General features: G+C 51.4%; 24 protein-coding genes. 4 read left to right on the forward strand and 20 right to left on the reverse strand.

What is annotated here, in order from left to right; translation table 11 throughout:
• Position 1 precedes the first annotated feature (1 nt).
• Entirely contained in the window at positions 2-1,000 is a 999-nt protein-coding gene (locus F459_RS0118160; protein WP_020614137.1) for a dipeptidase, read from the forward strand.
• Positions 997-1,410: a DUF2784 domain-containing protein gene (locus F459_RS0118165; RefSeq protein WP_026295104.1), complete on the forward strand. Its 414-nt coding sequence runs from the start codon at positions 997-999 to the stop codon at positions 1,408-1,410. Before F459_RS0118160 ends, F459_RS0118165 begins: the two co-directional genes overlap by 4 nt.
• Here the strand turns inward: F459_RS0118165 and F459_RS0118170 are convergent.
• The 4 genes from F459_RS0118170 to F459_RS0118185 are packed head-to-tail and all read right to left on the reverse strand — an operon-like array spanning position 1,336 to position 3,327.
• Positions 1,336-2,226, reverse strand: coding sequence for a DMT family transporter (locus F459_RS0118170; protein WP_020614138.1), 891 nt, complete (start codon positions 2,224-2,226; stop codon positions 1,336-1,338). The two genes, F459_RS0118165 and F459_RS0118170, sit on opposite strands and share 75 nt — an antisense overlap.
• Positions 2,223-2,762, reverse strand: a complete 540-nt coding sequence (locus F459_RS0118175; protein WP_020614139.1) for a hypothetical protein — start codon at positions 2,760-2,762, stop codon at positions 2,223-2,225. Before F459_RS0118175 ends, F459_RS0118170 begins: the two co-directional genes overlap by 4 nt.
• A gap of 2 nt (positions 2,763-2,764) precedes the next feature.
• A complete protein-coding gene (locus F459_RS0118180) occupies positions 2,765-3,061 on the reverse strand; it encodes a hypothetical protein (RefSeq protein WP_020614140.1) in 297 nt (98 codons plus the stop codon).
• Between the two features lie 44 nt (positions 3,062-3,105).
• Positions 3,106-3,327 carry a hypothetical protein gene (locus F459_RS0118185; protein ID WP_020614141.1) on the reverse strand — a complete coding sequence of 74 codons (222 nt, stop codon included), beginning with the start codon at positions 3,325-3,327 and terminating at the stop codon, positions 3,106-3,108.
• 117 nt (positions 3,328-3,444) lie between these two features.
• On the opposite strand from F459_RS0118185, the gene F459_RS0118190 reads away from it, so the two are divergent.
• Both F459_RS0118190 and F459_RS0118195 read left to right on the forward strand, forming a co-directional pair.
• Positions 3,445-5,619 carry a heavy metal translocating P-type ATPase gene (locus F459_RS0118190; RefSeq protein WP_020614142.1) on the forward strand — a complete coding sequence of 725 codons (2,175 nt, stop codon included), beginning with the start codon at positions 3,445-3,447 and terminating at the stop codon, positions 5,617-5,619.
• On the forward strand, positions 5,616-5,819 hold the full coding sequence (locus F459_RS0118195) for a heavy-metal-associated domain-containing protein (protein ID WP_020614143.1): 204 nt from the start codon (positions 5,616-5,618) through the stop codon (positions 5,817-5,819). Before F459_RS0118190 ends, F459_RS0118195 begins: the two co-directional genes overlap by 4 nt.
• Positions 5,820-5,823: 4 nt before the next feature.
• Here F459_RS0118195 and F459_RS0118200 read toward each other — a convergent pair whose 3' ends face one another.
• From F459_RS0118200 to F459_RS0118275, 16 genes are all read right to left on the reverse strand, one after another.
• Entirely contained in the window at positions 5,824-6,234 is a 411-nt protein-coding gene (locus tag F459_RS0118200) for a response regulator (RefSeq protein ID WP_020614144.1), read from the reverse strand.
• Positions 6,231-7,994, reverse strand: coding sequence for a hypothetical protein (locus tag F459_RS0118205; RefSeq protein WP_020614145.1), 1,764 nt, complete (start codon positions 7,992-7,994; stop codon positions 6,231-6,233). Before F459_RS0118205 ends, F459_RS0118200 begins: the two co-directional genes overlap by 4 nt.
• A 64-nt stretch (positions 7,995-8,058) precedes the next feature.
• Positions 8,059-8,619 carry a hypothetical protein gene (locus F459_RS0118210; protein WP_020614146.1) on the reverse strand — a complete coding sequence of 187 codons (561 nt, stop codon included), beginning with the start codon at positions 8,617-8,619 and terminating at the stop codon, positions 8,059-8,061.
• Between the two features lie 130 nt (positions 8,620-8,749).
• The gene (locus F459_RS0118215; protein WP_020614147.1) at positions 8,750-9,199 is read right to left on the reverse strand and encodes a PTS sugar transporter subunit IIA; all 450 of its coding nucleotides are present in this window, start codon (positions 9,197-9,199) and stop codon (positions 8,750-8,752) included.
• 15 nt (positions 9,200-9,214) lie between these two features.
• On the reverse strand, positions 9,215-9,700 hold the full coding sequence (locus F459_RS0118220; RefSeq protein ID WP_020614148.1) for a universal stress protein: 486 nt from the start codon (positions 9,698-9,700) through the stop codon (positions 9,215-9,217).
• Positions 9,684-10,331 carry a V-type ATP synthase subunit D gene (locus tag F459_RS0118225; protein ID WP_020614149.1) on the reverse strand — a complete coding sequence of 216 codons (648 nt, stop codon included), beginning with the start codon at positions 10,329-10,331 and terminating at the stop codon, positions 9,684-9,686. The genes F459_RS0118220 and F459_RS0118225 overlap by 17 nt, the downstream gene beginning before the upstream one ends.
• A gap of 5 nt (positions 10,332-10,336) precedes the next feature.
• A complete protein-coding gene (locus F459_RS0118230) occupies positions 10,337-11,734 on the reverse strand; it encodes a V-type ATP synthase subunit B (RefSeq protein WP_020614150.1) in 1,398 nt (465 codons plus the stop codon).
• Positions 11,721-13,499 (reverse strand): V-type ATP synthase subunit A, encoded by a 1,779-nt coding sequence (locus tag F459_RS0118235; RefSeq protein WP_020614151.1) that lies wholly within the window; start codon positions 13,497-13,499, stop codon positions 11,721-11,723. The genes F459_RS0118230 and F459_RS0118235 overlap by 14 nt, the downstream gene beginning before the upstream one ends.
• Complete coding sequence (locus F459_RS0118240; RefSeq protein WP_020614152.1) at positions 13,496-14,119, reverse strand: V-type ATP synthase subunit E; 624 nt, start codon at positions 14,117-14,119, stop codon at positions 13,496-13,498. The genes F459_RS0118235 and F459_RS0118240 overlap by 4 nt, the downstream gene beginning before the upstream one ends.
• Positions 14,120-14,133: 14 nt before the next feature.
• Complete coding sequence (locus tag F459_RS0118245) at positions 14,134-14,439, reverse strand: V-type ATP synthase subunit F (protein WP_020614153.1); 306 nt, start codon at positions 14,437-14,439, stop codon at positions 14,134-14,136.
• Between the two features lie 9 nt (positions 14,440-14,448).
• A complete protein-coding gene (locus tag F459_RS0118250) occupies positions 14,449-14,820 on the reverse strand; it encodes an ATP synthase subunit C (RefSeq protein WP_020614154.1) in 372 nt (123 codons plus the stop codon).
• An 18-nt stretch (positions 14,821-14,838) separates the two neighbouring features.
• On the reverse strand, positions 14,839-16,803 hold the full coding sequence (locus F459_RS0118255) for a V-type ATP synthase subunit I (RefSeq protein WP_245540221.1): 1,965 nt from the start codon (positions 16,801-16,803) through the stop codon (positions 14,839-14,841).
• A gap of 14 nt (positions 16,804-16,817) precedes the next feature.
• Positions 16,818-17,873, reverse strand: a complete 1,056-nt coding sequence (locus tag F459_RS0118260) for a V0D/AC39 family V-type ATPase subunit (RefSeq protein WP_020614156.1) — start codon at positions 17,871-17,873, stop codon at positions 16,818-16,820.
• Between the two features lie 5 nt (positions 17,874-17,878).
• Positions 17,879-18,199: a V-type ATP synthase subunit E family protein gene (locus F459_RS0118265; RefSeq protein ID WP_020614157.1), complete on the reverse strand. Its 321-nt coding sequence runs from the start codon at positions 18,197-18,199 to the stop codon at positions 17,879-17,881.
• A gap of 27 nt (positions 18,200-18,226) precedes the next feature.
• The gene (locus F459_RS0118270; RefSeq protein ID WP_020614158.1) at positions 18,227-18,724 is read right to left on the reverse strand and encodes a cyclic nucleotide-binding domain-containing protein; all 498 of its coding nucleotides are present in this window, start codon (positions 18,722-18,724) and stop codon (positions 18,227-18,229) included.
• On the reverse strand, positions 18,721-19,983 hold the full coding sequence (locus tag F459_RS0118275; RefSeq protein ID WP_020614159.1) for a potassium channel protein: 1,263 nt from the start codon (positions 19,981-19,983) through the stop codon (positions 18,721-18,723). Before F459_RS0118275 ends, F459_RS0118270 begins: the two co-directional genes overlap by 4 nt.
• Between the last annotated feature and the right edge of the window lie 545 nt (positions 19,984-20,528).

Raw genomic sequence — 20,528 nt, forward strand, 5'->3', positions numbered from 1 at the left:
GATGAAATTTGTTGATGCTCACAGCGACTTCGGGATTCGCTTTATCCAATCTCCCCGTGCACGGTATGGGGATGTCATGACCGCCGAGCACCTCCCCATGCTTAAATCGGGGGGAGTTGCACTTGAGGTGATGACCGTCGGCGGTGATTTTGCCGTCGACGATCTCGATCTTGCCGATCCTGTGGACGCCTTTCGTGTTATCGAGGCTGTTCTCCGGGAGGAGGAGCATGCCGAGGCCTGGCAGGTTGTCAGGAACCGAAGTGATCTGCAGAAGATGATGAACGGCTCCGGTACGGGATTGCTTCTTCATATCGAAGGGGCAGCTCTTCTCCGCAAAGATCCTGCCCTACTCAAAACCTTCTACCGCCTCGGCGTACGCTCCTTTGCCTTTACCCACAACCTTCGAAACGCTTTCGGCGACGGCTGCCTCGAACCATCCAACGGCGGCTTTTCGCTGGCGGGAAAAACCTTGCTGAAGGAATTGGCGAAGTTACCCATGGTTCTCGACTTGGCACATGCCGGAGAGCGGCTTTTCGAAGAAGCGGCAGCATCGTACCCGAAGCCCTTTATGACATCGCATGCAGGAGTAAAGGGGATCACCGATCATCCGAGAAATCTCTCCGATCACCAGTTGCGGCTCATACGGGATGCAGGAGGGGTCCTGGGAATGGCCCTTGTCGCGGCATTTATTCACACACCACCGGCCGAAGCATCCCTCGACTCCCTCCTCGATCATATCTGTTACGCGGCGGAACGAATCGGCAGTGAACATATCGGTATAGGACCGGACTTTACCTATTTTTATCCCGAGGCCGTCGAGCGGCTGAGAGAACGGTTGGGCATGGATCCCGGGACCATCATGTTTCCCCCGCACCTTGACTCACCTGCGGGATTCCCCTTACTGGCGGAGGCCCTGTCGAATCGAGGCTTTTCCCAAAACGAGATACAAGGCATCTGCGGAGAAAACCTTATGCGGCTCTTCGGCAGCCTTCTCCAATGAACATCCCCCCGGTAGTTGCAGCCTATGCCGCCGACCTGATAGTCTTTATTCACCTTCTTTATGTTCTCTTTGCCGTCGGCGGTGAAATAGTGATCGTAATAGGAGCAATTGCCCGACGGCGGTGGGTCAGAAACCGGCTGTTCCGTTTTCTCCACCTCGGGGCGGTTCTTTTGGTGGCGGCTGAATCATTTGCGGGCATCACCTGCCCCCTTACCGAGTGGGAATACCGGCTTAGGATTATCGCGGGACAGAGGGCGGAAGGAGATATCACCTTTATCGGACGACTCATTCGATCGATTATCTTCTATGACTTTCCGCCCCTCTTTTTTTCCCTGCTATATATCGGCTTCGGTCTTCTGGTCCTCTCCACCTTTATTTTGATTCCCCCTGGACACAAAAAGCACAGATAAGAGAATCATTGCCCCTCCCACCAGCTTATTCCAGGAAAGCGTCTCTCCCAGGACAAGAACACTCAAAGCAAGGGCACCAAAAACCTCAAGGTAGGAGAGATGGGCGGTTACCGAAGCGGGCAAATGTTTAAGTGCGGTGAAAAAGAGAAGGAAAGCCACCAATCCTATCAATACGGCATAGAGAGACGCATAGGCAAGGGAGGATCCTGTCGGAAAGGGCCAGAAAAAGAGTGCAGGCGTAAAGAGAAGGGCGGGAACAAGATTCTGATAAAAGGTTGTGGCAATCTGATCATAGCGAAGCGAAGCGGCCTTAAAGGCAATAACCGTCAAAGAATAGAGGGCCGAACTGATCAAAAGCATGGACATGCCGATAAAATCTCGGCTCTCAATCGCAAAACCGCTCTGACTATAAACAACGCCGATCCCGGCAAAGGCAAGTAATAGGAGGAACACATTACGAAGAGGTATGCGCTCCTTCAGGAAAAGAGCACCAAAAAGGGTCGCAAAAACCGGCCAGGAATAGAGAATCATGATTCCATTGGAAACAGAAGTAAAGAGATACCCAGCAAACAACAGCAGCAGACGCACCGCATTCAGAAAAGAGCCGAGTAAAATAAGAGCACTCGGCTTTCCGGGCCTACGATGGCCGGAAAGCAGGTAAAAGATCGTAAGAGCAACCAGGGGTACAGCGGTCCGAAACCACGACATAAGAGGGGCAGGAACTGCGGCGAGCTTGATGAAAACCCCGGCGCTTGCCATCAGCATGGTAGCCCCGATAATCGATAGAAGAGGAATAAACTGTGAACGTGAACTCATAGACGATACCGGATACCGATTCCTGCGGCGACATAGTTGCTGGTTTCGGGAAAGAGCAAAAGGCCGGGAGCCGCTTCAACGAAAACCTCGATAGGCATATTGGAGAAGAAAAAGGCTATACCAATGGGAATACGCACGGCAATCTTAAAATCGGAAGAAAAATGAACGGCCCCGCCACCGCCCACATAAGGACGGAAAAAGGCACCGTTATTCATCTGGAAACCGTTCAAATGATAGATGAAATCGGAATGAAGATAGAGACCGGTGTTGTGACTGAGAAACGACCAGGCAAGAGCAGCATCCCAGGCCATCGAACCATTACCGGTTGCCTTTATGCTGATGCCGCTCGGTTCTCCAAGGATAATTCCAGCGGAAAGTCCCGAAGCACGCTCTTTTAACTCATCGATATTGATCAAAGGCTTGGAATCCCCTTCGGGTTTTTCCGTCTGCCCTGGATCGTCATTCTGGCTAAAACCGGGCACAGTCAGAGCAAAGAGAAAAAAAAACGCAGTGAGACGGGTAAAAATGCTCTTCATACCTACTCCCCCTGTGACTCCTCATCACAGGAAAAGCCGGCAAATTCGAACAACTCGGCCTGAATCCAGACAAAATTCCCATTTTCCGTCGGAATAAGGAAACGGGCGGACTCTACTTCGCTACTCTCTTTCGTAAAAACAGTCACCTTCTCAACTGCAAGCACAGGGTATCGTTTACTCTTATCGAAAAGTTTCGCCGTGGTGATATAGTGAGTCGACATATGGGGGAAAAAATCATCGAACGATTTTTTCAGATCGGGTTTGATTCTAACGTAAAAATGTGTTGACTGTGTGATCATCATTACCCTCCACGGTGCAAGTGTATCCATTCGAACGACAAGGTTCAAGCAGAACCAGCAATAAGCTCGTAGGCAACCATCTTTTCATCAGGGTAAAGCCCTTCAGGAATCTTTTCTACCCCCAAGGCAACGGAAATCATATGCCTGGCACAACGAAGAGGACTTTTCCGGCAGTATTCTTCTTTTAATGTTTCGATATCGACGGCTTTCCGTTCGATCGTGCCCAAGTAAAAGGGACACGAATCAAGATATTCACAAGTTTCCATAAGAACTCCATTATATCGATAATTCGCTTAAAGTTCAATGAAAAGCGAAATTTTGAGCTATATTGATTTTTTACTATTTTAGTCGTATTTTGATACAAAATAGTATGGGAGGACACAGTGGACGAAGCAGAAGAAAAAAACCATTTTTCCTTTGCTGTTGAGGGAATGACATGCGCCTCCTGCGCCAGAATTGTGGAGCGGGGCTTGAAAAAGATAGAAGGGATTGAGTATGTCTCGGTTAATCTTGCCACCGAGAAGGCCTATGTGGTCGGAAATACTTCGATCAATGAGGAGATATTGCAACAGGCCGTGGAGAAAACCGGTTATCACTATTCTGCGGATCTCCCCGCAGATGATGTGCTGGAACAAAAATTCAAAGAAGCAGGGAAACGGGCCTTGATCGCAGGAGGGGTGACGATTCCTCTCATGGTTCTCATGATCTTCCACATGAGCGGTATCCATATTCCGGGATTTGCGCTTATTGAAACGGTGGCCGGCCTATACTTGATCCTCGGACCGGGGAAAAACACCCTAAAAGGGGCATCGATCGCCCTCACACATGGCCATGCGAACATGGATACCCTGGTCTCCATTGGGGCAGTCGCAGCGTGGCTGACCGCTCCATTAAGTCTGACCCCTCTGAAGCTTCTCTCTTTCGGCACCATCGGCGCGATGGTCATAGCGTTTCATCTTGCAGGAAGATACATTGAAGCAAAGCTGAAACGAAAAGCATCCCGTGATATCCGCGCCATTCTTGCCGGCGAGGCCCGAGCCGCCCGTGTGGAAACAGGCGATACTATCCGGGAGGTTCCCATCGAAAGTGTGCGCATTGATTCGATTCTCGTGGTCAGGGGCGGAGAAAAGGTACCTCTGGACGGAGAGATTATCGAGGGAAGCTGTGCCGTCGATGAGTCGATGATTACCGGAGAACCGATTCCGGTTTCAAAACAGACCGGTGAAGAGGTTATTGGGGGAACGATTCTCTCTTCAGGCTTCATCCGTGTTCGCGTCAGCAAGGTCGGTGCCGATACCTTTCTCTCGCGGATGATCAAACTCGTGGAAGATGCCCAATCCTCCACCGTTCCCCTTCAGGCCTTTGCCGACAGAATCAGTCTCGTCTTTGTACCCGTGGTTATATCGATAGCCCTCATTGCGGCCGTCGTATGGGGCCTGGCATATGACTCCCTGACCCCCTTGCTGGTGAGAGCCTCACAGATTCTTCCCTGGGTGCGTCCCGATATGGGAGCGGCTGCAACGGCGATTTTTGTATTTGTGGCAACGATGGTTATTGCTTGCCCCTGTGCCCTCGGCCTTGCTACTCCTATGGCTCTGGTTGCAGGAAGCGGTGCAGCAGCACGGCGGGGAATCATCCTGAAGAACGGAGAGGCCATCGGAAACGCCCGCTCCCTTTCCACCGTATTGCTTGATAAAACGGGAACCCTTACCCAGGGAAGCCCATCGGTCGACTCGACGAATCTGAACGACACCACTCTCGCGGCGGTAGCGTCTATTGAGTCGGCCTCTGTCCATCCGCTGGCAAAAGCAGTGGTGAGCTATGCCGAAGAGAAAAGATTGATGCTGCCCTCAGCATCGGAGATTTCCGAAGAAACCGGCCGGGGCATAGCGGGAAGCTGCAACGGCAGCTTGTACCATATCGGCCGCCCCGAGGATGATTCCCGTTACAAGGAGCTAACCCAGACAGGGGCAACGGTCATCGAGGTACGTGGCAACGAGGGTATCCTCGGCTGGATAGCCATTCGCGACCCCTTGAAGTCCGATGCTCCGGCAATGATCGCACGACTGAAAGAACTGGGGATCACTCCGGTCATGCTTACCGGGGACCAAAAACACACGGCCCTTGCCGTAGCCTCGGAATTAGGCATTGATGAGGTGCGGGCAAGGGTAAAGCCGGAAGAAAAGGCGGCTATCGTTCGCGAATATCAAGGAAAGGGAGAGATTGTGGCAATGGTCGGCGACGGCATCAACGATGCGGCCAGCCTTAAAACCGCAGATATCGGTATCGCCATCGGAAGCGGCACCGATTTAAGTATCGAGAGTGCCGATCTGGTCCTTGTCAGCGACAGACTCGATCGTATAGCCGACGCCATAACCATCAGCAGAAAAACGGTCAGAACCATACGGCAAAACCTTTTTTGGGCCTTTTTCTACAATCTTATAGCCCTTCCCGCAGCAGCGGCCGGGCTCCTGCATCCGGCAATTGCGGAAGCCGCCATGAGTTTCAGCTCGATTAATGTGATTCTAAATTCATTACGAATAAGGAGAAGTGTATGAAATACATTTTTGATGTGCCCGATGTTTCTTGCGGACACTGCAAGATGCGAATCGAATCAGCTCTCGGCAAAGAAACCGAGGTAACATCCTGCAACGTCGATATTGAGGCGAAAACGGCAGAGGTTGAATCATCCCTCGATGCCGACCAGCTGATCCACTTGATCGACGAAGCAGGCTACGATGCAACGCTCAGGGCCTGACGGCCTACCATTTCCCCTTTGAAAAGTCTGGAAAGAATTTTTCCAATAGGGATAGGAGTTGACGTTCCGAAAAGGGTTTGGCCAGGCAATCGCTCATTCCCACGGCCCTGCACGCTTCAATATCTTCCGCATATGCGTGGGCGGTGAGGGCTATCACGGGAACGGGGATTGCCCCCTGTTTTTTCTCGTGCGCCCTGATACGTTGCGTCGCCTCCATGCCGTTCATCTCAGGCATGTTTACATCCATCAGAATAAGATCAAATTCCCGCTGTGTGGCTAAATGAACGGCTTCGAGCCCATTATCTGCCTCCGCAGTAGAAAAACCGCGTTTACCGAGTACCGTAACAATATACAGCCGACTAATTCCGTCATCTTCGGCTATCAATATGCGGGGTACCCTGTCGCTCTTGTTCATTTCTCCCCCAGCCGGTGGAGAAAATCATCGTATCGGCAGGAAACCTCTCCATCACGAACCTCAACGATGGGAAATATAAGACCACGTCCCAAAGGAAGTGCCCTTGTCTTCTCTTCAAAAAGCTTCCGATCCGGATGATCATAACAAAAGCGTTCTTTCAGCCCCTTGGCCGCAGACAAGTTTCCGGAAGCCTTGATATCGCCGACCTCGGCCAAAAGCTTCTCCACCGCGGGATGAAGAAGCGCAAAGTCATAACGGAAGCGCCCCTCTGTTGTAGATACAATGGCCCGCTTCTCCTCAAAATAGTGAAACATGATGTTACGCGCATTTGTATGGGCCTGGTCGGGAACAAAGGCAAGCGAACGCAGCATGGTCAGAAGCATTGCATAATGTGCCGCATCTGCCAATGGGCGGTTGATTACAGAGGCAGAGACCGCCTTTTCACAGGCCCACATACCGAAAAGCTCCGCTCGAAGCTCTTCAAGGGTACTATACTCGCCCCCAAGCCAGATCGATGCCTCGCCCTGATGATCGGGATCCTGAAGCCCTGTTGTGTGGCCGATTTCATGCAGGGCAGAGTGCAGCTGCCCTCCTTCGAACAGGGACGTTCCGACAAGATCGAGAATTTCCCGGGGAAGGAATTGGTCGGCCAGAATCGATCCTGAAAGTGAATGGACCGCCCGACCGGTGTTTTGATAGACCATGTTGACGGTCCCGATGTTCTTACCGACCCACTCATCGTTAGGCAAACTCTGAGCGCCAACAGTCATGGGACCAGTCACATAGTCGCCGCTCCACAAAAGCACATCAACAAATTTCAGCCGGGGCAGGCAATGCTCATCGATTTCACTTCGCTTCCACGTCCAGGGGGCCGTAGCCTCCAACTCAGGAACAAGGCCGAGAAGATCCTTTATCAGCCGGTCACTCTTGGTATCTATTCTGGTCACCGCCGCACAGGCCGCACCCTTGTTGTTCTTCCAGGCGTCGAGATAAACCTCCAAAGCGGTTGAAATGACAATATCGATGGGGCTGTCGTGGCGAATCCAAAGATAATCGGCAACCCTTCGGGCCTCGAGGCTCCCTGTCTCAAGTTCGGTAATCTTCGCATCGAGATAGAGCCTGAAAGAAATATTATCACTAAGCTCCCGGGCCTTCCGCAAATAATCCGCGGCTCTGCCGCAGGCTTCGGGAAAAAGCTGTTCATTTCGTATGGTATCCACCCCTCCGTCATTACCGCGAAAAAGAACACGGTTCACCTCACCTGCCGGCGAGCCAAGGGATTCCAGCTCTTCATCGGTAAGATCGGGAGGATAAAACGAGCAACGCCCGGGAACAGGAACAAGGTCGAACAGGTAGCGCCTGATCTGGAGGAAGGCATCGAGGCTGCCAGCCTGTTCTGCAAGGGCCTTTACACGCCCCTCTTCGATTTCCAAAAGATGGTTTTTACGAGGCTGTAAGCTCCACGGAGCATTCTGAAGCAGCAAAAGATGACGATAGGAAGAGAGGCTTTCGCCTTCGTGCTCATTCGCATAGGGGGAAATCGTGTCGAGAAAATGAAGAATAATCGATGTATCAGGGCAAAACTGCCAGCAAAACATCTCATTCATCTCTTCGGCCGCAAGGCAAAGATAATGAAGCAATTCAGCCTCGGAGGAAGAGAGTTCCTGCCATGGAAAATCGACAGCAGCAAAACCGGCCCGATGCTCAGGCTCGCCATGCTGTCGATAGGGCAAAAAATAAGGTTGAGGTATAGTTTCCATTATAGGCCTCCCTCCCTACTCTACCCCATCACAGGCCTATTGCATAGTGATTTTGGTCAGAGGCTTAGTCGCTTCCCCCCAAGGCAAAACGTGCAAAGAGATAGGGAACATACCCATATCCGCCTTCAAGGTTATCGTTCCCATAAGGAATATAGAGGAGCGTCCCTCCTATGCCGAGTTGGAACCACTCATTACATGCATAGGCAGCCGTAAGCTCGGAAAGCCAGCAGTTTCCGGTTAGTATATTGTTGTACAGACCGAAAAAGAGGAAAGCTCCGCCTCCCAGACTTCCGGTGAAGACAAAGGGATCGGCATTGATCCGAATCATTGCCTGCGGATACGCCATGGTTTCGAAGACAATCGTAAAAAGCCGAAATCCGAAACCCATTTTTATCTGCCCCTCGCCGAACAAGTAGCCATAGTTGAGATCTGGAATGAGAAAGGCGTAATCAACGACACTACCGACATCATCATCGGCGTCATCGGTAGTCCCCACACCAACATAAAGCGGGATACTCAACCCTATATCAACATAACTGGCCTGAGCAGATAAAAGACCGATCCCCGTAAACATGAAAAGAAGAGAAAACAACACGACAGCCGCTTTTTCGTACCTCTTTTTCATCAATTACCTCCCGGGAAACACCCCGTAATTAATGATAGCACGAAAGTATCAACTATTCCGTTGGGGATCCAAACAGCACCTCAGTGCCGATCAAGTGGAAAAAACATCGGGGAACACAAAGAGAGGAACGTCACTCTTCCTGAAACAACTCAACAACCTCTTCGGGGCTCTGAGAAGCAAGGAGGAGACGGCAGAAACTCTTCGAACGGGTCAGCTTCGCAATTTCACTTAAGGCCTCAATATGTTGTCCTGCCTGATCAGGCGGAGCAAGAAGCAAAAAGAAAAGGTTGCTTGGTTTACCATCCATGGCCTGAAAATCGATTCCGTCGGGGGCAATGCCGATGGCAACCGTCAGCTGATCCACGGCATCACATTTGGCATGAGGTACGGCTATCCCTTCTTCAAGGCCCGTACTTCCCTTGGCTTCACGATCAAGGAGGGCGGAGAGTGCCTTATCTGCGGAAATCAACTTGCCAGCCTTGTCAAGAAGATCAACAAGTTCTCGAAGAACCTCACTTTTGGTCTTGGAGCGAACAGGAATTTGTACCACCGAAGGCTCTATCAAATCAATGAACGCCATTGTTTCCCCCCTGGTCTATAATGCATCGTACAGGTCCCAGACCCGTTCTTCATCTTTTACAATCAAAACAGAACAGCCGACCGACCGCATCGCCCGCTCGGTTTCATCGAAGAACTCATCCCTGCGGCTTCTGATTCTGGCAAGTTCACCGATGATCAGCAAATCGATCTCAAGCTGATCAACCTTAGATTTTATTTCCTGGTTGACGGTTCCCTGGCTACGCAAGGGGTCAACGGTAATACCACGATCGGAACCCAATTTCACGGCATAATTAAGATAGCGTTCGGCATCTGCCTCAAGATCATGTTGATATTCATCCTGCTCCGAGGCAAGAAAGATTCTCGCAGTAACAAGATCATTGAGGGCCCGCGTATTGACCACATAGAGGGCGTAAAGCGTGGCACCACTCTGCTTGGCAAGGGCCACCGCATAGGCTGCCGCGGCAAGGGACTCTTCACTGCCGTCCAGGTACACCATCATTCGATCAATTATTCCCGTCATGGCTTGTTTCCTCCTTTTTCCGCTCCAGCCGTTCCTTCACCATCTTCATCAAGATAAACATATCACGCTCGTTTTCCTCGAGTCTGTTCCGGATAAAATCAACCGTTTCGTTCAGGTCCGGTATCGCGATCTTTTCCAGGGCGTTGACCTTTCGAATGGTTTTCTTCACCTCGGTTGCAAGACGCATAATGGAAATCTTAAGCTCGGCAAGACGCCCCATCAGCTCCAGGGCCTCTTTAAAGCTTTGCATAGCACCGTCGACTCTGAAACTGGTCTCGGAGGGGCTGTAATAAGGTGGGTGGTCGTCGAATTGGGTCTGGACCACCGGCAGCTGCACCCCCATGACCCGCCGATCTTTCAGATTGATGTCACAGCTCATGTTAACGGCCCGGGATAACTGCTGGATCCTCAAGCGTCCCATGTCCAGGGTCGCATCCTGCAATGCAGCATAGGCAGAAGCGAGACTATGCTCCACCTTTTCTTCAAAATCACTCGCCTGGTCGACAAGATTCAGGAGTTCAAGAACGAGTATATTCCGCTTTTGATCCAAGAGTTCATAGCCAAGCTTTGCAAATTTAAGCTCGTCCTGGACAGAGAGGAGGTTACTTTTTGTCGGAGCAAGGTTTCTCATGGCAACTACCGACCGTAATAGGTTTCGATCTCTTCGTCGGTCACCCTGTGGAGCTCTTCGGTTGGAAGCTCTCCCAAGACCTTCCAGCCGAGATCAAGGGTCTCCTCGATGGTGCGGTTCTCGTCGTGACGTTGACTGACGAACTGTCGTTCAAAGGCCTCCCCGAACTGCATATACTGATGGTCAAGGGGAGTCAGTTCCTCCTCACCAATGACAGAGGCAAGGTTTCGCACATCTTTCACGTAGCTGTAGGCGGCAAAAAGCTGGCTGGCAAGATGGGGATGATCCTCTCTTGTCATGTCCTTTCCAATTCCGTCCTTCATCAGACGTGAAAGACTCGGCAGGCCCGCAACCGGCGGATAGATGGCACGGCCGTGCATTTCCCGCTCAAAAACGATCTGCCCCTCGGTGATGTATCCCGTGAGGTCGGGAATGGGGTGGCTGATGTCATCGTTGGGCATGGTAAGGATGGGCAGCTGCGTGATTGAACCTGCGGCGCCCTTTACCATACCGGCCCGCTCATAGATTTCGGCAAGGTCGGAATAGAGATAACCGGGATACCCCTTTCTACTGGGGATCTCTCCCCGAAGGGTACTTACCTCACGAAGGCTTTCGCAGTAATTCGACATATCCGTGAGTATCACCAAAACATGCATGCCACGCTCGTAGGCAAGATGTTCGGCCAGGGTAAGGGCAGAACGCGGGGTAATAAGCCGTTCGATCGAGGGATCATCGGCCAGGGAAAGGAAAAGCGCCACATTTTCAAGAACACCGGTACTTTCGAAGCTGTCGATGAAAAAGCGGGCGACATCATGCTTAACACCCATGGCGGCGAAAACAATGGCGAAGTCAGTGCCCTCTCCCCGAATTTTCGCCTGACGGGTAATCTGGGCGGCAAGCTCGTTGTGAGGAAGACCGTTGCCACTGAAGATGGGAAGCTTTTGCCCCCTGATCAGGGTATTCATCCCATCGATGACCGAAATTCCGGTCTGAATAAAGTCACGGGGATATTCACGGCTGGTGGGATTGACGGCAATACCGTTGACATCCCGGGCCTCGTTCCCAACGGGAGCGGGACCGTCGTCGATGGGCCGGCCGAGTCCGTCGAAGATCCTGCCGAGCATCGAATCGGTAACTTCCAAGGAAAGGGGTTCTCCTAAAAAACGCGTTCTGGTAGAAGGGAGGGTCATTCCGCTGGTCCCTTCAAAGACCTGAACGACAACGGCCTCCCGGCTGGTATCGAGGACCATGCCGAGACGAGTCTTGCCGGAGGCATCGACACATTCGACCAGTTCGCGATAGCCGACAGGGTGCGTATTTCTCATGATAAGGAGCGGCCCTTCCATGCTGTCCGCCCCGAGATACTGTCTTCCCGACAGAAGGGTTCGGTCATCGTGCTGCATACATTGACTCCATCTGATCAAAGGCCCGTTCGAGTCTGGCACCCAGCTTATCGAACTCCTTGGTATCTTCATTGGGGACAGTGAACTTCATCTTTACAAGTTCCTGGACCGCTTTCAGTCGTTTTACCTTTGAAAGGGTTGCTCCCCGTTTTATCGCTTCCCGGCCCTTCCTCCAATAGCTGATGATGAGGGAGAGCATACGCGCCTGTTTTTCGACCGTTGAGTAGCGATCGACATCATCGAAGGCGTTTTGCTGAAGGAAGGCATTCTTAAAGAGAGTACATACCTCAATGATAAAACGCTGACTATCGGGAAGTGCATCGGGACCAACGAGTTTCACCACTTGCTGCAAGCGAACCTCCCGCTGGAGCAGATCCATCATCTCCCGGCGTTCGGAGGTCCATTCCTCTCCTACCCGCTTTTCCCACCACGAGGTGATCTCGTCGAGATATTCAGAATAGCTTTCGAGCCAGCTGATTGCCGGATAATGACGGGCATTTGCCAGCTGACGGTCGAGCCCCCAAAAGCAACGGACAAACCGCTTGGTATGCTGTGTGACAGGTTCCGAGAAATCACCCCCCGGCGGACTGACCGCACCGATGATGGAAACAGAGCCGTCGCTGCCGGACAGGGTGTCCACGTAGCCGGCCCGCTCGTAAAACTCGGCAATTCGGGTGGGCAGATAGGCGGGGAAGCCCTCCTCGGCAGGCATCTCTTCCATTCGGCCCGAGAGCTCACGCATAGCCTCGGCCCAACGACTGGTGGAATCGGCCATAACCGCCACGTGATAGCCTTGATCACGAAAGTATTCGGCAAGGGTAACACCGGTATAAACACTCGCTTCACGGGCAGAAACCGGCATATTACTGGTATTGGCGATGAGGATGGTCCGTTCCATAAGGCTTGTTCCGGTTCTTGGGTCAACGAGCTGAGGGAATTCGGTTAGAACATCGGTCATCTCGTTACCCCGCTCTCCACAACCGATGTAGATGATGATATCGGCGTCGCACCACTTGGCAACGGCGTGCTGCGTCATGGTTTTTCCCGTGCCGAATCCACCGGGAATTGCAACCGTTCCCCCCTTTGCAAGGGGAAACAGAGTATCGATGACACGTTGGCCGGTTATGAGAGGGATGGTAAGCGGCTTTCGACTCTTTGAAGGACGCGGTATACGAATCGGCCATCGCTGCACCATGGTGAGGCTATGCTTGTTTCCCGATTCATCCTCGATTTCGCCGATCACTTCATCAATAGCGTATTCACCTTTTTCTGCAATGCTCACAATTCGTCCGGAGATATCGGGATGCGCCATGATGCGATGTTCGACCCGGTCGGTTTCCTTCACACGTCCGAGGATCATCCCGCCCGAGATATCATCCCCCACCTTACAATCGGGAGCAAAGGTCCACTTCTTTTTACGATCCAGGGCAGGCTCATCAATGCCACGCTCAATGTAGGTCCCGCAGACCTCCCGAATGCGCTCGAGGGGGCGCTGAATTCCATCATATATGGTACCGATAAGACCGGGCCCCAACTCGACCGAAAGGGGAAGGCCGCTTCCGTAGATGGGATCCCCCGGAGCAATACCGGTGGTATCCTCATACACCTGAAGAGTCGCGCTGTTGCCGTGAAGCTTAATAACCTCACCAACCAGCCGTTTATTACCGACGTGGACCAGCTCCATCATCATGGCATCGCTGATCCCTTCCGCCTCTATGACGGGGCCGTTTACCCGACCCACCGTTCCAATTATCCGTTCGCTCATTGCAACTCCCGATCAATCATTCTGCGAAGTGCGCCTTCCAACCTTCCGATACGGGCCTCGACGCTATTGTCATAGACCACACGACGCTTGCTGTCGGTTACAATAACCCCCTGGCGACCGCTTAAAAGGCCAAGCCCTTCGGGGGGATCGGAACCCTGCTCTTCGGCAAGCGAGACTTTGATACCTGATTCCTTTTCCGCACGTTTCAGCAGTTCAGGTGTAATTATCGTTTGCTCTTTGAAACCGGCGTAGACAACGGCATTTTTTGCTCCGGTGCCTATGGCGGCCTCTTCAAGCCAGGACAGAATGATCTCGTCGTAATCCTCTCGCTCGGGTAGCGCTCGAAGCCGCCGGCGGACCAAGGCAAGAATTTCCCGCCTAAGTTCGTCCCGGGCCTTAAGCCGAAGCCGTTTTATTTCAGCTTCAGTCGAACGGCCCTCACGGTCTGCAAGTAGTTTCGAACGCTCCTCTGCCTTCTTCTCCGCATCTTTCAGTATACCCTCGGCACGGCTTTGGGCCCCACGTACCGTATCTTCGGCCCGCCGCTTTGCTTCGGAAAGCAGCTGCTCCGCTTCCTTTCGGGCATCTTTTTCAATTCCTTCTATCAGGGCCTCAGCCATTGCCACACTCCCGATTACAGTTTTATCCCGATCGCCTGATTAACCAGTTCCCGCAAGCTTTTTCGCCCGGGTGAGGGGCCGTTACGGTCCGGAATCTCAACGATAAGGGGAAACCGGTGCGAAAAGGTTAATCCATTGACCCGGTCACGAATAGTTTCGGCGACCGTTTCGGTGATAATGATAATTCCAATCTCTTTGTCGTCCAGGGCCTCGGAGAGAGCAGCGTTTGCCGAGACAGCATCTTCGACACTTCGTCCCCTAACTCCCACCATGCCGAAACCGAGTATGGTATCCTCATCACCGATAACGAAATAATCCATGGATTCTGCTTACACCTTTCCGAGGATCATAAGGGCGGTAATAAAACCGAAAACGACCAAACCTTCGGCAAGGGCGATAAAAATCAGGGCTTGTCCTGCAAGTTCGGGTTTTTCACCGATGGTTCCCATTGCCGCGGCACCGACATTACCAATAGCGATTCCCGCACCGATGGCCCCGAGTCCGAAAGCAACGGCTGCTGCAACTAAACCAAACTTCTGAACCTCGGCCCGTGCAGCTGAAACCGTGGCCGTATTTTGTGTGCTCTCCTGCCCAAAAGCGGAGGCGGTAAAAAAGAGTCCGGCTACCACCATAAGAAAGATGGTAACGACAAGGCTTGCCCGAATGTGGCCGGCAAATCTTTTGCGTACATTATCGCTCATACGATACTCCTTTGTTTATCAATGTTTCAGCGAGACCGGCGCATAAGCGCGTCCGGTTCCGTCGAAATATTTCGAGAAAAATTCATAATAGTTTAAACGGAGGGATTGTATTCCCGCCGAAAGACCTTCGAGTCCGATAATCAGGACATTTCCCAAAAGCAAAATGATGTAGGACCAGATTGTGTATCCGCCGCTTCCCGCCGCCATATCCGCTATTTGAAAAAAGGCAATCACAAGAGAGACATGGGCTATGCCAAGCCCCGCAACCCGCATGAAGGAGAGGGTATTCGAAAGGTATCCCGAAAAGACCTCCAGGAGTTCCACAAGCCACTCCATCAGCAGATAGGCCACGGTCATGAGGCCGAAGCGCTCACCACGATGGGCGTGACGCCATTCGATAACCGGCTTGACGATCATGAGCAACGCAGGCAAACCAATAAAAAGGGCGAGAAAAGAATTATCCGGAAGCTGACGATAGTCATGGCGAACAAAGTAGAAAGCACACCAGGTGCCGGCTGCATAGAGCCAGCCGCCAAGCAGTCCTCCCTTGTCAAAAAGAAGCGAAACCCAGTCATGTTTCACAATACGATTGTAGAAATTAAGTAAGAGCCCGAATCCGATGACGACAATACCGAAATAGATGGTTATCAGGAGAATATCGGAGATGCTCTGGACACCGCCTTCGACACTATGACCGGATATGATACCGTGATAATCAAACCAAAGGGGAGGAAACAGCTCCATTCCGAACCAGGAACCGAAAAGAGCACCGGCGACCATTGCCGATCCCCCGCACCATCTAAAAAGAGGAAAAAGAAAATGCTCCTGCTTTCCCGCTTTCTTTGCCTTTAGCCTGCCAAGGAGGCCGATAAGAAAAACAACCAAACCGTGCCCGACATCCCCGAACATGAGTCCGAACATGACACAGTAGAAAACAGCGACGAAAATGGTCGGATCGACGGTACCATAGGCAGGGATGGCATAGTTGGTCACCAACTTTTCAAAGGGCCTGAGCCACTTCGGGTTGTTCATGATCACCGGTATTTGCTTCGGCAGCTGTCCGTCTTTGTGAGAAAAGGGATCCAGCCATTCAAGATGACACCTATTGTCCGTCACCCTTCTCAGAGCGCCGTCCAGTTCCTTTTCGTGGGACGCAGGAACCCACCCTGCAAAAATGAAGGTCCTCGCCGTTTTCCCGAAAAAGCCGCGTACCGTTTCGGAAAGCTCACGTATTCGTAGGCCTTTCCAGAGCGAAAGGAGCTCATCTTTCTTGCCTTCGACGATTTCCCGTGCCTTCTTTTCCAGCTCATCGTTTTTGGCCTCAAGTTCTCGCGTCTTTTTTTCGATCTCTGCATCTGCGAGACCAGGAGCATGCTCTTCCCTTACGGGAGCGGGGATCTCCCTCCAACCGAAACGTTCCAGCAAGGGGGCAATCCCGGTCTCATCACGTTTCAAGGTCATCAGAAGGCCGCTGTCAAGATAGACACAAGGGAATTTTCCGAGAGCAGCACGAAACTCTTCTTCTCTTCCCGAAGAGGGAAGCCCGTAACGGACCGATAAAAAACGATGGGGCTGCTTTACGAGGGAGTCTCCACCTCCATCAAGATGGCGCTGCAGTTCCTTCGTGCGATTCAATTCCTGGCTGATCGCCTTCTGTTCTTCCCGCACACGCTGAATCGCAGAGGCAACCTTATCAAGCCGACGTTCGGCCTCATCAACAGAACCTGCATACCCCTCATCCTCGGGAAAAAAATCGACGAGGGTCGCAGGGTGAGCATCGAGTATGGCAAAAAAGGTTTCGATACGTTCCCGGAGCTTCGCCACCTGGCGTTGCTCTTCCCCCGGGTACACGGGATCAAGCTCGTTCCGCCAATCGGGACTCATCTCCTGTAATGAGACAAAATCAAGAACTCCCAGCCGCAAAAGTTCCCGGGTAACCGCATTGCTGTCAGAATCAAGCACAGCACCGGTGAGATGTCTCATTTTTCCGGTAACAATCATAATCCATCCCCCATTCGATCAGGAGAAACTCCATAATAGTGTGCATTCAGCAGGGAAACCACGGTACCTATCTCTTTGCGCTTGAGAAACACATAGGCAAGAATAATACCGACGGTGAAGGGATAGCCTCGCAGCAGCTTCATGGTCTCTTCCCGGCGAATCTGCCGAAGAAGACCTTCCACCATCCCCAAGCTATCTTCCGAAGAAGAGGAAGTAAAAGAATCGAGCCCGGGATAATGGCCGTTCAGCAACGTCGCAACGGCATCCTCGCCCTTTCGTACCGAAACGGCACTGTCGAGAAGCTGCCCGGAAAAGCTTCCTCCGGGAATAATAATATGCCACTGGCTCCGCTTTTCCGGTGGATAAAAGAAAGCCAGCCGCGCAATTCTGTCTACATTTCGAAGATCGACCTCTACGGCAATCAGGCGGAGGGCGATCCGTTTATCCGCAGCTTCAAGCTTGTCGACAGATTCGATAAGCTGCCGATAAAAAAAGCGATCCAAATCTGTTTCAAAACGAAAAAGGTGGGCTCTGCTTTCAATATCCTGACGATTTTCTTCAAGCAACTGGCCATAGGGGGTAAGCTTGAAGGCTTCAAGTAAGGCGTCGAAATCTTCAGCATTCACCACTTCATCTATTGAAAAAGGATTGACGAGGGCCTCCTGATAAAGATATCCGGCCTCGCCGCCGATACTGCGGCGCTTGAGATGGGCGTCAAACCAGAGGCGCACGCTGTTGCGAACAATATCAACCTCATACCGGAGCAGCAGCCCATCGAGGAGGCTAAGCAATGTTCCCTGGAGGTAGCGTCTGAGTTCGGCAACGGTGGCTATTTCCCGTCGCCACAAGGCAGCCTCAACCTCTTTCAGGTCACCGGTACTTTCGTAAACCGAAACTTCCTGTCGATAAGGAGTATCCTTTAAAAGTTGAATCGCTTCGGCGAGCGAGGGGGCCTGTCGAAGCTTTTCCAGGGTAGCCTCATCAAAAAGTTTGTTTAAGCGAGTACGAAGTTTCGCATTTATAAAACCATATTGTCTAACAGGGGCCGTCAAAAGGACTATTCTCCTCTCCCGTGAATAATAAGTTTCACGGCCTCATCCAAGATAAGATCAAAACGTCCCTCGACCCGTTTCCGGTACGCTTCAATGTCCTCGGCCGCTGCCTGAAGTCGTTGGTCTCTTATAGAGAGGGCCTCACTCTCAGCAGACTTCACTGCCGCTTCGATACGGCGGGAGGCCCCGGCTCGAGCCTCATCAATGATCGAGGCGGCCTTTTTATCTGCCTCACTCTGGATACGAGCAGACTCCGACCGGGCATTCTCCACCCAACCAGCGGCATTTTTTTCGGTCTCGAGCACTCGTTCAATCAGCTCTTTCATATAAATACTTTAACCATTATCACAATTTTAGGAAAGGTCTTCCCCATCAACTTCCGAAACAAGAGCCTCGAAAAGAGTGATAACATCCTGATTCATCTTTCGAAGGCTTGAAGAAAGCTTCTTTGCTATCTGCAGGACAACTCGAAATCCAAGTTCATAATCATCCCGGCACAGGGTCAGAAAGCTATTCCTGGCCAGACTGATAAGAGAACAATCGCTTTCCGCTATGACCGTTGCGGAACGCCGATCACTATCGACCAGGGCAAGTTCGCCGAAATAGACATTCTCATTTTCCTTTAGGATGACTACGGTATAGGGCTCATTCTGGAGGGTCTTTTTTATGATTCTCACACTTCCTTCCAGGATAATGAAAAGAGTATCCCCGACATCTCCTTCCTTGATAATCACCTCGCCGGCCCTAACCTGAACCCTTTCTGCCACCGCAAGGATCTTTTGGATTCGCTCCGGCTTGTCTGCGAATTCGGAAAAAAGAGCGATCTGTTTCAATCGGTCGAGTTCGTTCATATCGCCCCCCTTTCCGCTGTCGCAAGTTCGATAACGATCGCCCTGGAGTTCTTTTTTACGATGTACTCCTTGCCTGGATTAAGCACCGACTTATTCGGCGTTAACTGCTTTACCGCCTTCAGATTCTCCACAAGCGTGGAGATGTCGGGCGTCATCTGGGCCTCGTTCAACGCCTCCTTTTTCCTATGATAAAAATTTCCGGTATTCTCCAAAAGGCCGATAATGATGGCCCCGTATTTCCCTTCCAGATACGCTGAGAGGTCGCCAAAACTTTTTCCAATGAAATCGGCCGGAATCGACTTCGTCTTCAAGCCGCCGCCCTTGGTTGAAAGGAGATCGGTTACAATGTGACTGACACCCGAGGCACTGGAGGCATTGGCAAGGATCAACTTCGAATATTCACGACTCAAGATAATCTCATCGCAATTTGCAAGACGAAGGTATTTCTCGAACTTTTCATCGAGGAGCTCCGCACAGACATAGACCCTCTTTGAAATCGACTCGATGGTGAGCACCGCCATGACGGTACGGGAATCCATCTCCTGAAGCGAATACTCCTGGCTCTGGTCGGCAAGAAGCATCACACGCCGAGCATCCTTGATGTTCGCACGCTTCAGGGTTTCTTCCTCGATATAATCGCCGTTTATGTAGTTTATCCCTTTAAAAACGGGATTATTCAGTATGCCCTGCATCTTTTCGGCGCCAATAGAGTTGATCAGGACAATACCCGAGGGATCAAGATCGGCATTCACCGCCAGAACACCTTCAACCACCTTGTCCAATTCCTTCCGCCAGCCGCAAATAATAAAATGGTTCTGTATATTTCTCAGACTGAGCAAGCCTTCCCTCCTTTTCATCTGTTGATCAACCAGGAACGATGCGATCTGTCCGGTAATGGCGGCAACCACGACAACCCCCATTCCCATAAGCAAAAGCCCGACAATTCTGCCGCCCACGGTAATGGGGGTTTTATCTCCGTAACCGACGGTTGTCACCGTAACGATGGCATACCAGAATGTGTCCCAAATTGTCTCAAATTGACTATTCTTTGTCATTTCAAAGGCGGTGATACCGGCCATCGATGTCAATACGAGAAAAACGAGAAAAAGCGCAACCTTGAAAGGAACGGAATCTATCGAATGGCGAAGCCAATTCATTCTGCGCCGCTTTCTGCGGCTACGCTGAGCCTCATGCCGCTCTTTCTTTCGCTGTTCATCGGCAACCTGCAGGAGGCTTACCTGCCTTTGATCACTCTCCACAACAGACTCCTTCGGTTCTATATCGGCAAAAAGGGAAGAAGTTTTTACACGCTATGTATATTATTCATCAAGAAGTTTACTTGCGGAGCGAAATAGCTCCATGTCGTGACAGAATTGGGTACAAGTTGCAGGAAGGAAAAGAGTTATACCGCATTCATCACCAATATTCCTGACAGTAATGCGATAAACATGGCTCTCGGACTCCCTGTACATGACTGCCCCGGGAAAATGCTTCCCCGAGGCAAAAGCTCATCATTATTATAGGGAACCTCTAAAAACCATCATAAAATAGGCTTTTCGGGTGCATGATCAAAATTACTATCGACACTCCATAGTCGATATCCAATTGAAACGGTATTTTCTTTTTTGCTTTTACCTTTTTCAGGCAGAGTCCTTCTCTTTGGCTTCATTTTTTATATCCTTTGTAGCTGTAGGTAACGATTCATATTATAGGTTAGATTCATGAGTCCGATTATCGTCTCAGCTCTCTCTATTCCTACAGATCGTATCGTTGACCCGTTCATACTGTTATGTATGAAGCCGAA

Origin of the sequence: Sediminispirochaeta bajacaliforniensis DSM 16054 (genome assembly GCF_000378205.1) — a bacterium.
Lineage (GTDB): Bacteria > Spirochaetota > Spirochaetia > DSM-16054 > Sediminispirochaetaceae > Sediminispirochaeta > Sediminispirochaeta bajacaliforniensis.

What these genes read in the sequence shown, in the direction of transcription:
- F459_RS0118160 (WP_020614137.1), top strand. Translation starts at nt 2, where the DNA reads ATGAAATTTGTTGATGCTCACAGCGACTTCGGGATTCGCTTTATCCAA.
- F459_RS0118165 (WP_026295104.1), top strand. Translation starts at nt 997, where the DNA reads ATGAACATCCCCCCGGTAGTTGCAGCCTATGCCGCCGACCTGATAGTC.
- F459_RS0118170 (WP_020614138.1), bottom strand. Translation starts at nt 2,226, where the DNA reads ATGAGTTCACGTTCACAGTTTATTCCTCTTCTATCGATTATCGGGGCT.
- F459_RS0118175 (WP_020614139.1), bottom strand. Translation starts at nt 2,762, where the DNA reads ATGAAGAGCATTTTTACCCGTCTCACTGCGTTTTTTTTTCTCTTTGCT.
- F459_RS0118180 (WP_020614140.1), bottom strand. Translation starts at nt 3,061, where the DNA reads ATGATCACACAGTCAACACATTTTTACGTTAGAATCAAACCCGATCTG.
- F459_RS0118185 (WP_020614141.1), bottom strand. Translation starts at nt 3,327, where the DNA reads ATGGAAACTTGTGAATATCTTGATTCGTGTCCCTTTTACTTGGGCACG.
- F459_RS0118195 (WP_020614143.1), top strand. Translation starts at nt 5,616, where the DNA reads ATGAAATACATTTTTGATGTGCCCGATGTTTCTTGCGGACACTGCAAG.
- F459_RS0118200 (WP_020614144.1), bottom strand. Translation starts at nt 6,234, where the DNA reads ATGAACAAGAGCGACAGGGTACCCCGCATATTGATAGCCGAAGATGAC.
- F459_RS0118205 (WP_020614145.1), bottom strand. Translation starts at nt 7,994, where the DNA reads ATGGAAACTATACCTCAACCTTATTTTTTGCCCTATCGACAGCATGGC.
- F459_RS0118210 (WP_020614146.1), bottom strand. Translation starts at nt 8,619, where the DNA reads ATGAAAAAGAGGTACGAAAAAGCGGCTGTCGTGTTGTTTTCTCTTCTT.
- F459_RS0118215 (WP_020614147.1), bottom strand. Translation starts at nt 9,199, where the DNA reads ATGGCGTTCATTGATTTGATAGAGCCTTCGGTGGTACAAATTCCTGTT.
- F459_RS0118220 (WP_020614148.1), bottom strand. Translation starts at nt 9,700, where the DNA reads ATGACGGGAATAATTGATCGAATGATGGTGTACCTGGACGGCAGTGAA.
- F459_RS0118225 (WP_020614149.1), bottom strand. Translation starts at nt 10,331, where the DNA reads ATGAGAAACCTTGCTCCGACAAAAAGTAACCTCCTCTCTGTCCAGGAC.
- F459_RS0118230 (WP_020614150.1), bottom strand. Translation starts at nt 11,734, where the DNA reads ATGCAGCACGATGACCGAACCCTTCTGTCGGGAAGACAGTATCTCGGG.
- F459_RS0118235 (WP_020614151.1), bottom strand. Translation starts at nt 13,499, where the DNA reads ATGAGCGAACGGATAATTGGAACGGTGGGTCGGGTAAACGGCCCCGTC.
- F459_RS0118240 (WP_020614152.1), bottom strand. Translation starts at nt 14,119, where the DNA reads ATGGCTGAGGCCCTGATAGAAGGAATTGAAAAAGATGCCCGAAAGGAA.
- F459_RS0118245 (WP_020614153.1), bottom strand. Translation starts at nt 14,439, where the DNA reads ATGGATTATTTCGTTATCGGTGATGAGGATACCATACTCGGTTTCGGC.
- F459_RS0118250 (WP_020614154.1), bottom strand. Translation starts at nt 14,820, where the DNA reads ATGAGCGATAATGTACGCAAAAGATTTGCCGGCCACATTCGGGCAAGC.
- F459_RS0118255 (WP_245540221.1), bottom strand. Translation starts at nt 16,803, where the DNA reads ATGAGACATCTCACCGGTGCTGTGCTTGATTCTGACAGCAATGCGGTT.
- F459_RS0118265 (WP_020614157.1), bottom strand. Translation starts at nt 18,199, where the DNA reads ATGAAAGAGCTGATTGAACGAGTGCTCGAGACCGAAAAAAATGCCGCT.
- F459_RS0118270 (WP_020614158.1), bottom strand. Translation starts at nt 18,724, where the DNA reads ATGAACGAACTCGACCGATTGAAACAGATCGCTCTTTTTTCCGAATTC.